Genomic DNA, 11318 nt, shown 5'->3' with positions numbered 1-11318 from the left:
TGATCTCTTTTGCAAAGGTCGGTCCTGAAAGAAAGGCCAAATTTTCTCTATCAACAAAGTCTTCGTAAATTTCATTTAGAAATTTAAGATTTGCCGTGTCTATGCCCTTGCTGGCGACTAGGATCTTTTGACCTTTGTTTTTGTAGTTTTGCTTTAGCCATAAATTTGTAGCTTGCGTTGGGATAGTGCAGACTAGGTACTCGCACTCCAAAGCCTCTTCTAAGCTTACAAAATTTGGCATCTCTCTTGGCGTTCTTGAGCTGATGACGCACTCGTTATTCTCAATAAATGCGTGAAAAAGCGCACTGCCCCACTTTCCAGCTCCGATGACTGCTATGCTCATTTTAGCCCTTTTTTAGCCTATTTTAGCCTTTAAAAGCTCATTGACCTTGCCTGGGTTAAAGGCACCTTTACCCTCTTTCATCACCTGACCGACAAAGAAGCCAAACATCTTCTCTTTGCCGTTTTTATACTCTTCTACTTTATCGGCGTTTGCAGCTAAAATTTGATCTATGATAGCAACGATCGCCGAGTCGTCGCTCACTTGTTTTAAACCAAGCTTTTCAATGACGCTATCAACGTCCGCGTCATTTTCCATAAGGTAGTCTAGCACCTCTTTTGCAGCTTTGCCGCTTATCGTGCCATCTTCTATGCGTTTTAGTAAATTTATCATCTTAGCGCTACTAACTGGGCTTGTCTCGATCGTTACACCGTTATTTAAGCGGCCAAGAAGCTCAACTATGAGCCACGTAGTAGCAAGCTTTGGAGAAATTCCAGCAGCGATTAGCTCTTCAAAATATCTAGCCATCTCAACGCTTTGAGTTAAATTTAAGGCATCGCTCTCTTTTACGCCTAGCTCGCTAACGTATCTTGCCACCTTTTGCTCGGCAAGCTCTGGAATTTTGATCGCTTCGTTATACATCTCTTCTGGCACCTCAACAGGCAGCAAGTCAGGGTCAGGAAAGTACCTATACTCCGCGCTATCCTCTTTGCCACGCATAGACCTTGTCACTAAATTTGTCGTATCAAACAGCCTTGTCTCTTGATAGACTTCTTCATCATATTTGCCATCTTCCCAAGCTGCACTTTGGCGCTCTACTTCGTAGTCGATCGCTTTTTGGATAAATTTAAATGAGTTTAGGTTTTTTATCTCAACCCTTGTGTAAAGCTTTGTGTCGCCTTTTGGACGGATAGAGACGTTTGCGTCGCAGCGAAAGCTACCTTCCTGCATATTTGCATCGCTGATGTTTAAAAAGCGAAGGATCGAGTGCAATTTTTTAAGATAAGCCACCGCCTCGTCGCTACTTCTAAGGTCTGGCTCGCTAACTATCTCAAGAAGCGGCGTGCCAGCTCTATTTAGATCAACTAGGCTCTCATTTTCTTCGTGGATATTTTTACCAGCGTCCTCTTCAAGGTGCGCTCTTGTTACGCCGATGCGTTTTTTAGTGCCATTTACGTCGATGATGAGCTCGCCACCTTCTACGATAGGTATCTCAAACTGTGAAATTTGATATGCCTTTGGAAGGTCTGGGTAGAAGTAGTTTTTTCTATTAAAGACTGATTTTTTATTGATTTTAGCGTTTATCGCTGTGCCAAAACTAATTGCTTTTTTGACTGCCTCTTTGTTTAGCACAGGTAGCGCTCCAGGAAGTGCTAGGCAAGTTGGGCAAACGTGAGTGTTTGCCTCATCGCCGAAGCTAGTTGAACAAGAGCAGAAAATTTTAGTTTTTGTATTAAGCTGAGTGTGAACTTCTAAACCGATAACGACTTCAAACATATTTTTACCTTTAAATTTATGCAAATTTTTAGTGTGTATTTTAGCGATACTTTCTTTTAAAATATCTAAAGGAGTGCTTTTAAGGAAATTTAAAAACACTAACAATTCGTAACATTAATGATAAAAATTTAAATTACAAATTAAATATTTTTCGTAAGAAAAAAATAATATAGCTATAATAAAAAAATATAAAATTTTATGAAAGGAGCTTGTATGAGCGACAAAGAAAATGTTGTTTTAGAAGATGGCGAACGCATGCTGTCTCCAGTTCCGATGTCTGAGCGACGCCCGACATTTAACCAGATAATGGTCTGGGTAGGTTTTGGCTACGTCGTTACTGGACTTTTCATAGGTGGCGTTCTAGCCGGTTTTGGCGGAAAGCCTGGCGTCTCACCTCAAACCGCCATTTGGGCGATCATTTTGGGTATGGGCTCGCTAAGTATCATCACTGCGCTACTTGGCATAATGGCTCAAAAAACTGGTATGAGCCTAGCTCTAGTTTCTAGGTACTCTTACGGCATAAAAGGTGCAAATTTGCCAATGATCATCATGGCACTGCTAACACTTGGCTGGTTCGCCAGCATCACTGGCATGGTCGGTCAAATTTGGGGTTCATTTATAGGCAACCCAAGTGGCGTCATCGTCTTTGACCCAGCAAATTTTGGCTACAAAGATATCACACCGATCACGCTTGAGGTCTTTCTTGCTTGCTTTATCTTTGGTATCATCTTTACCATCACAGCATACGTAGGTATCAAAGCCATCGAGGCTATCGCGATCCCGATAAGCCCTGTTATCTTGATCATCGCAGTCTATGTTGGCTACGAGATGTTAGCAGAGGGTGGCGGAGCTGCGGCCTTTTTAGAAAAGACCAAAAATATACAAGGTCTTGGGCTTGGAAATGCGATCACTGCTGTTGTTGGTAGCTGGATAGCAGGAGCTGTTATGGGCGTTGATCTATTTAGATTTAACAAATCAGTAAAAGCTGTCATCGCTGGTGTCGTGGCTTGCTTTATACTAACAAACCCTCTTTTAAACATAGTTGGCTACATCGGCGCGGTAAGTGTTGGTCAGTTTAACTACGTAGAGTGGATGCTAACAAAGTCAGCCCTTTTAGCTATCATCGGTGTCATCGCTTGGACAGCATCGCTTTGGACCACAAATAACGCCGAGCTCTACTGCAACTCGCTATATACTGGTCCAGTGCTCTCAAGCATAAATTTAAACATAAATAGAAAAAAATTAGTACTACTCGCTGGCATAGTAGGCACTGTGCTTGGCTCATTTGCCTTTTATCAAATGTTTTTTGCGTCGTTCATCACGATACTTGGTACATTTGCCCCGCCTCTTGCTGGTCCGTTAATAGCTGATTATTACATCATCAAAAAAGGAAAATACGACATCGCTAAATTTAATAGCGAACCAGACTATCACATGGCTGGCGTTATTTCATTTGTCATAGGCGCTTTGCTTGGATTTATCTTCCAGTACTATTTGCCACTTCCATTTGACCTACCATCAGGTCTTGTAGCGTTAGTTATTACGATTATTATCTATCCGATATTTTATAAAATTTTTAACAAGGAGATGAGATGAAAAAGGTAGTTTTGAACGAATTTAGCGCAAGAGAGCTAAAGCAAAAATTTGAAGCGCACGAGATAGATAGCGCTATCACAACCTTTGGTAGCTGCGAGAGCCACGGCTGGCACCTGCCACTTGGCCCTGATCTTTTTGTGCCTGAAGAGATCGCAAAAAGAGCAGCTCTAAGACTTGGAAAGACTATCGTTGTGCCAGGCGTACCTTTTGGTACTTCTATCCACTACAACCAGTTTCCTATGTCAGTAACTCTTAGATTTGAAACCACGATAGCGATCGCTGAAGACATTTTTGAGAGCCTTATAAATAACGGCATAAAACACATCATCATCCTAAATGGCCACGACGGCAACATCCCTGCCCTTGAGATCGCTGCTAGAAAGGTAAAAGATAGACATAAAGACGCTGTTTTGGTCTTTATTCCTGCTTGGTGGAACATCACAGGAGCTAGACTAAAAGGTACATTTGATGTCTGGGACGGACTTGGTCACGGCGGAGAGGGCGAGACTTCTATAACTATGGCGGTTAAGCCTGAGCTTGTAAATTTAGAATATGCAAAGTCACAAGTGCCTCACGATGTCATCGGTTTTGGCGAGTTTAGCACCATCATCTGGGATATCAAAGAGGTAACAGAGACAGGTGCTACTGGAGATAGCACAAAAGCTAGCCTAGAAAAAGGTCAAAAGATGCTTGATTGTGTGACTGACTACGTTGTCGAGATCGTTGAAAAGCTTGAAAAAATGGGCTGGAAATACGACCACAGAAAATAAATTTATGTGTGCTAGAGATAGCACACATTTTTACTGCTTAATTCTTCACTAATTTTTAATACTTTATTTTTTATTTTGAGATGTTGCTTGAAAGTTAAATTTTGATATATAGCAGAAATTTAAAAAGAGAAAAGCCATATAAAAATATGGCTTTAAATTTTAATGCTCGTGCTCGTCGATAGCGACTGCACCAGCTAGATAAACGTAAGTTAGCATCATAAAGATAAATGTTTGCAAAACAGCCATAAGTGTTAGAAGTGCAAAGGCTGGAAGTGGAGCAAACCATGGTGCAAGTGTAAGCATCGCAAGTAAGAATAAATCATCGCCTTTGATGTTACCAAAAAGACGGAAAGATAGCGAAACTACACGTGAAAGATGTGAGATGACTTCAACTGGGAACATAATAGGAGCTAGAAATTTGTTTGGTCCCATGAAGTGTCCAAAGTATTTGAAAAAGCCATTTTTTCTAATGCCCTCAAAGTGATAGTAGAAAAATACAACCAAAGCCAAAACTAGGGTTAAATTTAAGCTTGAGCTTGGTGACTCAAAGCCAGGGATGATGCCGATGACGTTTGAGAAAAATACGATAAAGCCGATAGTTGCGACAAGTGGGAGGTATTTTCTAGCTAGCTTTTCGCTACCTAAAGTATCTTTACCCATAGAGATAACGCCCTCTAAATAAGCCTCAACTATGTTTTGAAGGCCTCTTGGCACAAGCTGCATCTTGCTCCTTGCGATGTAGGCAACGATGAGGATGATCAAAGCTACAAGGCAAAAGTGAAACGCATAGACAAAGGCATGTGAATGGTTTAGCAAATTTGAGAATAGAAACAAATCTTTCATTGATTTACCTTAGATTTAGAATTTTGCGTGATTGTAACAAAATTATTGTTAAAACATTTTTAATTTTAAGCCTTGAAGTAGTCAAAAAGTAGTTTGCAAATGGTCGCTGCGACAACTATCAAAAACATCGTTCTAATAAATTTAACCTCTTTTTTGATGACTAAATTTGAGCCAAAATATGCTCCTAAAATTTGCCCTACAGCCATCAAAAAGCCAACTAGCCAAAGTATCTGCCCGCCTGCTATAAAAACGCCAAGTGCTACGATGTTGCTGGTGAAATTTAAAGCTTTCGTGTGAGCGACCGCCTTTTTTAAATTTAGCCCAATTAAAGCCACCATCGCAAACATCCAAAACGAGCCTGCTCCTGGGCCAAAAAAGCCGTCATAAAAGCCAAGAATTAGTCCAAAAATGACATAAAAAAGCCTCTCATTCATCTTTGCAGCCCTGTCGCTTTCGCCTATCTTTGGCATAAAAAGCGTGTAGATGAAGATGACGATTAGCAAAAATGGGATGATGATTTTTAAGAAATTTGCATTTAAAAATAAAATGAGCGTTGCGCCAATAAGGGCTCCTATAAATGTAAAAATTATGCCAACAAAGCACTCTTTGTAATTAATCAGCCCTTTTTTGGTGAAATTTAGCGTTGCCGTGAAGCTGCCAAAGACGCCTTGAAGCTTGTTTGTGCCAAGAGCAAGATGAGGTGGCACGCCCATAGCCATGATAGCTGGCAGAGTGATCAGTCCGCCGCCTCCTGCGATCGCGTCGATAAAACCACCCAAAAACGCAGCGACAAAAAAGATAGTGTAGCTAAGTAGGTCAAATTCCATTTTTGTTCTTTGTAAATTTAAGTTAAAAAGCGGATTGTAGTTTAAAATTTTGAAATTTCATCTTAGAAATGGGGGTTAAATTTGAGCGAGAGATTTAAAAAAGCCTTTAAACATTAAATTTAAAGGCTTTTTATGGAGGCTTTATTACTTAATAACGCCGCAAAGCATTCTAGCGCCGCCGCCGCCAAGTGCTTTTGGTTGGTCACTGTGGTTATCGCCACCGACGTGAACCATTAGTGAGTGACCTTTTAGCTCGTCAAGGTTTTTTATCTTTGGAGCTAGCACTGGGTAGTTTGCATTGCCCTCAGCATCTACGTAAAGTGCTGGTAGATCGCCTTTGTGGCCATTGTCGTCCCATGCAAATGAGTGCATTTTTGTTTCAGCTGGATCCCAGTGACCGCCTGCTTTCATGCCAAGACCTTTTTCAGTCGCGCCACAGTCAGCATTTTGGTGAACGTGGAAGCCGTGAAGTCCTGCAGGAAGACCTTTTAAATTTGGAAAAAACGCAACGCCGTAGTTTGTCTTAACAGCTACTACTTCACCAACGCTCTTATCGCCCTTTTCGCTTAGCTCATTAACAGGTATAACTAGATGTTCGCCAGCCTTTGGATCAAAGTGATGACCCTCGTGAGCAAAAAGCAAAGTTCCTAAAACCGCACTTAGTAAAACGATTTTTTTCATACAAGCTCCTTATGGATAAAATTGTATGGCAAGTCTATCCTAAATTTAAAAATTTAGCAATAATTTTTATTTTTTGAGATTTTTTACGATAGTTTCTAGCTCTTTGCTCTGCCCTATTCTGTAAAGTGCAAAGTCGTATTTTATCGGGTCAAGCTCGTCGAATTCTCTAAGTTTTTTTGTAAGCTCCATGACCGCTTTGAAGTCGTAGCTCTTTCTGTTTATAAGTCCTAAATTTAGTGAAACCCTATGCGTATGCACATCAAGTGGCATCAAAAGCTTATCTTTTGGTAAATTTTTAAATAGCCCAAGGTCGATGTCGCTATCTCGCACCATCCAGCGAAGGTACATATTATAGCGTTTATATGGGCTTTGTGGCTCTTTTTCAAAGCTCTTGCCAAAGAAAAACTCATATCCATCTGAGCGGTAAGAATTTAGCCCATATATAAATTTAATAAGCTCATTTATCCCCTCTATCATCTCGCCATTTTTTGCTAGGCCGCTGGCTAAAATTTCCTCTATACTGCCCTCTTTTTTCAGGCGTGAAAGTGTGATGAAAATTTCTTTTACGTCGTTTTCATTTTGAAAGCGGTATTTGAAATTTGATAAATTTTTCTTGATATTTTTCTCGCTCTCATCAAGCAAGCTAAAATCAAGCGAATTTAGAAATTTCACTATCATTTTTGCGTTGCCATAGGCAAATAATGCACAAATAAGCGCTATGTTTGGCTCTTTAAATTTAGTGGCTACTTGAAGTGGGTCCGGGGCGTCAAATAGCCCCGAATTTGTATTTTTACTAATTACGTGTGAGTCTAAAAGGCTCTTTAGATCGCTCATTGTTTTAGTGAAAGAAGGGTGTCTAACATCTGATCAACGGTTGTAATGATCTTTGCAGCTGCACCGTAGCTCGCTTGAAAGCGGATTAAGTTTGTAAGCTCTTCGTTAGTATCTACGCCGTTTGTTGATTGAAACTCGGCCTCAGCTGTCTTTTGCAAAGACGTATTTGTGTCGTGGATCGTATTATTTGACTCCGTGTCGCTCGCCATATCGGTCGTAAAATAGCGGTAATATCCCTCGATCGTCTCGTCCCTATCAAGCGCAGTGCCACTTGAGTAAAATGTCTGCTTTTGATACTGAAGCTGGATCATCTTGTTTGCAACTTCGTTGTTTCCGACGATCGGCTTTGAGTATGCGCGAAGCTTTGTGTGGTCTTGGACGAAATTTTGATTTACGCCGATGCTATTTGCGTTGGTGCCTGAGAAAAATCTATTGATACCAACGGCTCCTGGGAAATTTGTGCCGTGATCGACTATTGAGATGCTATAAAGCCCTTGAGCTTGCTTTGGTATGAGTGCAAATGTGCCTTGGTTTGTGTTTTTATCGTAAAAATACGACGCTTCAAAAAAGTCATCGACGTCATTTAACATGTTGTTGTCGTTGTTGTCGTCTGAATTTGAGTTGAAGTCTTTTACGATAGAGTTGCCGTATTTTGTATCGTTCATCGTCGTAGTGCCGTTTATCTCGATAGTCTTTTTGGCTACGACGTTACCCTTGTTGTCATAAACTATGGCTTCAAAGCTGCCATTTCTTATGCTGTTGTCGTGGTTCATCAGCGTCTTTTCGTCTTCTAGATAGCTGATCGGATCTGAGTTTGAAATTTCAACCGCAGACTCAGCATAGACGTTGTTTGTGCTTGTTATAAGCGTTTTTGAAAATGTATTTATGTTGTCAATATATTTTTGGATGATACCATCGCTAAATTTATCATTATCTGGCTCGTAGTTACGGCCCCTAAGATCAAGCGCGGCGCCTATTTTGCCATTTGTGATCTTATCTTCCATAGGGATACGTCTGCCATCTTCTCTTTCATAATAAATTTTAGTGTATTGGCCACTCTCGGTTGAGCTCATAGAAATTTCATGGAAATTTACGCCATCGACTATGCTGATACCGCCGATATTTAGGTTGTAGTATCTTCCTTGATCAGTTATACCAGTGTCTATCCTTGACTCGCTTTTTAGATCGCTTTTATAAACGGCTGTATTTACTAGCTTTGACATAGCAAGCTCTAGCTCGTCACGCTTGTCGCGAAGGTCGTTTGCATTTATCTTTATGCCAGCATCCGCGCCTGACTCAACTCTTTGAATTTGCTTATTTATAGTTGCTATTTGCTTGCCAAGTGAGTTTATCTCGTTTATATTTATCTTTATAGTCTCATCTATCTGCGTGTGCATATCATAAAGCATCTTTGATGAGCGGTTTAGGCTGCCTGTTAAAACACTAGCTTTGTTTATCAAATTTACCTTTTGAGCGCCCTCGTCTGGGTTAGAAGCGAAGTTGTTCCACGCAGCAAAATACTCCTGTATATCTTTTACCATGCCGTTATCTTTTAGATCTGGGAAGTATTTTGTCGCCTCTTGTAAAATTCTTTGTTTATAGCCCGTATTTTCTAAATTTGATGATGAGTACTTTAGTCTTGAGTAGGCAAACTCGTCGTGAAGCCTTGTCACGGTATCGACCTGCGTACCTGTGCCAACGCCACCAGGGACTGTATTCATCGCTGGAGACGCAGACTGGACTACACGCTGCCTTGTGTAGTAGTTACTATCGGCGTTTGTGATGTTGTTTCCAGTTGTGCTTATTTGCACTTGGGCTGCATTTAGCCCTGAAACGCCTGTGCCTAATGACATAAAGATATTAGCCATTTGTTAAACCCTTGATTTGTAAAAATTATTATCTGTGCCGCTGCCGTCTTGGCCATACTCATTTACCTGAGTGCCAAAGACCTTTTTGCTAAGCGAGTCGAAAAACTCCTTAACAACAACGACGTGTCTTGCATATTCTTTATTTACTTTATGCAAAATTTCAAGCTTTGAACGCATAAGCACTAGCTTTGACTTCACTTCATCATCTAAAACGTTTGCAAGTGTCGTCGTGCCACTCTCTTTTGAAACCCTTAGTAGCTCTTTATCCAAAGCTCTTTTAGTATCTTCAAAAGCACGCACAAGAGCATTTTTCTTCTTCACGCTCTCATCAACGCTTGAGTGCTTCGCCTCTTTTATGTTGGCGATATCTTGCATCGTTAAATTTATAAGCTCGTCTAGCTCGCCTATGGCCTCGTCCAAAAGCTTCTTTATCATTTAAATTCCTTCAAAATTTACAGCAACGCATCAGCCACAGCCTTAGCTGTTTTAGAGATATCTACCTGATAGGTGCCATTTGCTATTGCATCAGCTATCTCTTTTACTCTTGCGTTTTCGTTTGTTTTTACTTCTTTGTTTTCATTTTCTACTCTGACATCGCTATTATTGTTTAGCGTATTTGCCTGGTAGTTTGGTCTTTGGTTCAAAGGAGTTATCATATCTATACCTCTTAAAATAAAATGTTTATATCACTACATCGGCAGAATACAAATTTACTTAAGAGTCTCTCTTCAAAAAATCGTATAAAAGTTCTGAAAAACCTAAATTTCCACTCAAAGCTTTACTCATAGCGTCGTTATACATAGACCTGTAAATGTCGCTGCCAGCGGCTTTTGGATAGAGTGAGTTGTGCTCATCTTCTTTTAAAGCGATATCAAGCACAGCTTTTACCATATACGCTTCAAAAGCGTCAGTTTGCTCTTTTAAAAGTGCGTCTTGTTTACTATTTAGGTTTTTTATCTTGTTTGCTGAGATGTCGTTATACGAATTTAGTGCTAAAGTGTTGTCTATTTGCATTATATTATCTCCAGATCGACTTGTATCGCGCCAACTCGTTTTAAATTTTCAAGTATCGAGATGATATCGCTTGGTGTTGCGCCAAGTTTGTTTAGCGCTCTTGTCACGTTTGCAACGGTTGTTTTCTCGCCTGAAATTTTAAGTAAATTTTGACTTGGGGCTACTGAGGTGTCGCTACCTATATTTACATCATTTTGCGCCGCCTCTTCGTAGCTGTTTGGCTCTATCTTTATAGTTATGGCGCCGTGAGTTATAACGACTGGATTTACCACCGCGTTTATACCGCTAACTATCGTGCCAGTTCTCTCATCAACTACGATCTTCTCATCTGGCTTATACTCCACGTCAAGATCAAGCACAGCGCTTGCAAGCTCGATGATGCTAACGTCATCTGGCTTTTTAACGATGACCGTTCTTGGATCTATCGCCTTTGCAGTATCGTCTGAGATGTTTGCATTTATGGCGTTTTGGATATCAAGAGCGGTTTTGAAATTTGTATCTTTTAGGCTTAGTTTTATGCTGTCTTGGTTGTAGATATCATAAATGACCTCGCGCTCTACCAATGCTCCGCTTAAGATAGTGCCAACCGTCGAGTGGTTGCCACCCCTTCTTCCTGCACTCTTGCCGCCGATACTAAGAGCTCCCTGGGCCAAAGCGTAGATATCGCCATCAACGCCCTTTAGCGGAGTCATAAGAAGCGTGCCGCCTTGCAAGCTCTTAGCATCTCCGATAGATGAGATAACAACATCAAGCTTGTCGCCATGCCTTGCAAATGCAGGCAATTTTGCTGTCACCATAACAGCGGCTGCGTTTTTAGACTTGATATCATCTGGATTTATCTTGACATTTACGCCTTGAAGCATGTTTGATAGCGACTGGATCGTAAATTTTGACGTTGAGCCGTCCCCTGTGCCGTTTAGTCCGACAACCAAACCATAGCCTATTAGCTGATTATCCCTTACGCCAACGATATTTGCAAGCTCTTTTATCTGCGTAGCAAAGGCTGAAGTAGCTATCACTGAAGCTGCTACAAAAGATAAAATTTTTTTCATATTTTTTCCTAAAATTTAGCTATTTTAGATTTTTAAAGCAAAAGATGTTCCAAAAG

Annotated in this window: 12 protein-coding genes and 1 pseudogene; 2 read left to right on the top strand and 11 right to left on the bottom strand. The window is 40.6% G+C overall.

The annotated features are described in order from the left end of the window. Together Q0296_RS00685 and gatB are read right to left on the bottom strand one after the other, a co-directional pair. Nucleotides 1-343 (bottom strand): annotated as a pseudogene (locus Q0296_RS00685) (glycerol-3-phosphate dehydrogenase); the annotation flags it as partial. 12 nt (nt 344-355) lie between these two features. Next, complete coding sequence (gene gatB, locus Q0296_RS00680) at nt 356-1777, bottom strand: Asp-tRNA(Asn)/Glu-tRNA(Gln) amidotransferase subunit GatB (RefSeq protein WP_107945217.1); 1422 nt, start codon at nt 1775-1777, stop codon at nt 356-358. 213 nt (nt 1778-1990) lie between these two features. Here gatB and Q0296_RS00675 point away from each other — a divergent pair, with 213 nt between their 5' ends. Further along, nucleotides 1991-3373, top strand: coding sequence for a cytosine permease (locus Q0296_RS00675; protein WP_107714975.1), 1383 nt, complete (start codon nt 1991-1993; stop codon nt 3371-3373). After that, the gene (locus Q0296_RS00670; RefSeq protein ID WP_021089789.1) at nt 3370-4143 is read left to right on the top strand and encodes a creatininase family protein; all 774 of its coding nucleotides are present in this window, start codon (nt 3370-3372) and stop codon (nt 4141-4143) included. Before Q0296_RS00675 ends, Q0296_RS00670 begins: the two co-directional genes overlap by 4 nt. Nucleotides 4144-4302: 159 nt before the next feature. Here Q0296_RS00670 and Q0296_RS00665 read toward each other — a convergent pair whose 3' ends face one another. From Q0296_RS00665 to Q0296_RS00625, 9 genes are all read right to left on the bottom strand, one after another. Beyond that, complete coding sequence (locus tag Q0296_RS00665) at nt 4303-4986, bottom strand: F0F1 ATP synthase subunit A (protein ID WP_298035662.1); 684 nt, start codon at nt 4984-4986, stop codon at nt 4303-4305. A gap of 65 nt (nt 4987-5051) precedes the next feature. Further along, a complete protein-coding gene (locus tag Q0296_RS00660) occupies nt 5052-5813 on the bottom strand; it encodes a TSUP family transporter (protein ID WP_298035661.1) in 762 nt (253 codons plus the stop codon). 144 nt (nt 5814-5957) lie between these two features. Beyond that, complete coding sequence (locus tag Q0296_RS00655; RefSeq protein WP_298035660.1) at nt 5958-6494, bottom strand: superoxide dismutase family protein; 537 nt, start codon at nt 6492-6494, stop codon at nt 5958-5960. A gap of 66 nt (nt 6495-6560) precedes the next feature. Then, nucleotides 6561-7328, bottom strand: a complete 768-nt coding sequence (locus tag Q0296_RS00650; protein WP_298035659.1) for a TIGR02757 family protein — start codon at nt 7326-7328, stop codon at nt 6561-6563. Continuing rightward, the gene (gene flgK, locus Q0296_RS00645; protein ID WP_298035658.1) at nt 7325-9196 is read right to left on the bottom strand and encodes a flagellar hook-associated protein FlgK; all 1872 of its coding nucleotides are present in this window, start codon (nt 9194-9196) and stop codon (nt 7325-7327) included. The genes Q0296_RS00650 and flgK overlap by 4 nt, the downstream gene beginning before the upstream one ends. A 3-nt stretch (nt 9197-9199) precedes the next feature. Beyond that, entirely contained in the window at nt 9200-9631 is a 432-nt protein-coding gene (locus Q0296_RS00640) for a flagellar export chaperone FlgN (RefSeq protein WP_107915541.1), read from the bottom strand. Between the two features lie 17 nt (nt 9632-9648). Next, nucleotides 9649-9852 (bottom strand): flagellar biosynthesis anti-sigma factor FlgM, encoded by a 204-nt coding sequence (locus Q0296_RS00635; protein ID WP_188117236.1) that lies wholly within the window; start codon nt 9850-9852, stop codon nt 9649-9651. A gap of 58 nt (nt 9853-9910) precedes the next feature. Beyond that, nucleotides 9911-10210 carry a rod-binding protein gene (locus tag Q0296_RS00630; protein ID WP_298035657.1) on the bottom strand — a complete coding sequence of 100 codons (300 nt, stop codon included), beginning with the start codon at nt 10208-10210 and terminating at the stop codon, nt 9911-9913. Further along, entirely contained in the window at nt 10210-11262 is a 1053-nt protein-coding gene (locus Q0296_RS00625; protein WP_298035656.1) for a flagellar basal body P-ring protein FlgI, read from the bottom strand. The genes Q0296_RS00630 and Q0296_RS00625 overlap by 1 nt, the downstream gene beginning before the upstream one ends. Nucleotides 11263-11318 lie beyond the last annotated feature (56 nt).

Source organism: uncultured Campylobacter sp. (assembly GCF_937890585.1).
GTDB lineage: Bacteria > Campylobacterota > Campylobacteria > Campylobacterales > Campylobacteraceae > Campylobacter_A.
This window is presented reverse-complemented; position numbering and strand designations above follow the sequence as displayed.

Coding starts and splice junctions, on each gene's coding strand:
- Q0296_RS00625 (WP_298035656.1), bottom strand. CDS start 11,262: ATGAAAAAAATTTTATCTTTTGTAGCAGCTTCAGTGATAGCTACTTCA.
- Q0296_RS00660 (WP_298035661.1), bottom strand. CDS start 5,813: ATGGAATTTGACCTACTTAGCTACACTATCTTTTTTGTCGCTGCGTTT.
- Q0296_RS00650 (WP_298035659.1), bottom strand. CDS start 7,328: ATGAGCGATCTAAAGAGCCTTTTAGACTCACACGTAATTAGTAAAAAT.
- flgK (WP_298035658.1), bottom strand. CDS start 9,196: ATGGCTAATATCTTTATGTCATTAGGCACAGGCGTTTCAGGGCTAAAT.
- gatB (WP_107945217.1), bottom strand. CDS start 1,777: ATGTTTGAAGTCGTTATCGGTTTAGAAGTTCACACTCAGCTTAATACA.
- Q0296_RS00675 (WP_107714975.1), top strand. CDS start 1,991: ATGAGCGACAAAGAAAATGTTGTTTTAGAAGATGGCGAACGCATGCTG.
- Q0296_RS00640 (WP_107915541.1), bottom strand. CDS start 9,631: ATGATAAAGAAGCTTTTGGACGAGGCCATAGGCGAGCTAGACGAGCTT.
- Q0296_RS00635 (WP_188117236.1), bottom strand. CDS start 9,852: ATGATAACTCCTTTGAACCAAAGACCAAACTACCAGGCAAATACGCTA.
- Q0296_RS00670 (WP_021089789.1), top strand. CDS start 3,370: ATGAAAAAGGTAGTTTTGAACGAATTTAGCGCAAGAGAGCTAAAGCAA.
- Q0296_RS00665 (WP_298035662.1), bottom strand. CDS start 4,986: ATGAAAGATTTGTTTCTATTCTCAAATTTGCTAAACCATTCACATGCC.
- Q0296_RS00655 (WP_298035660.1), bottom strand. CDS start 6,494: ATGAAAAAAATCGTTTTACTAAGTGCGGTTTTAGGAACTTTGCTTTTT.
- Q0296_RS00630 (WP_298035657.1), bottom strand. CDS start 10,210: ATGCAAATAGACAACACTTTAGCACTAAATTCGTATAACGACATCTCA.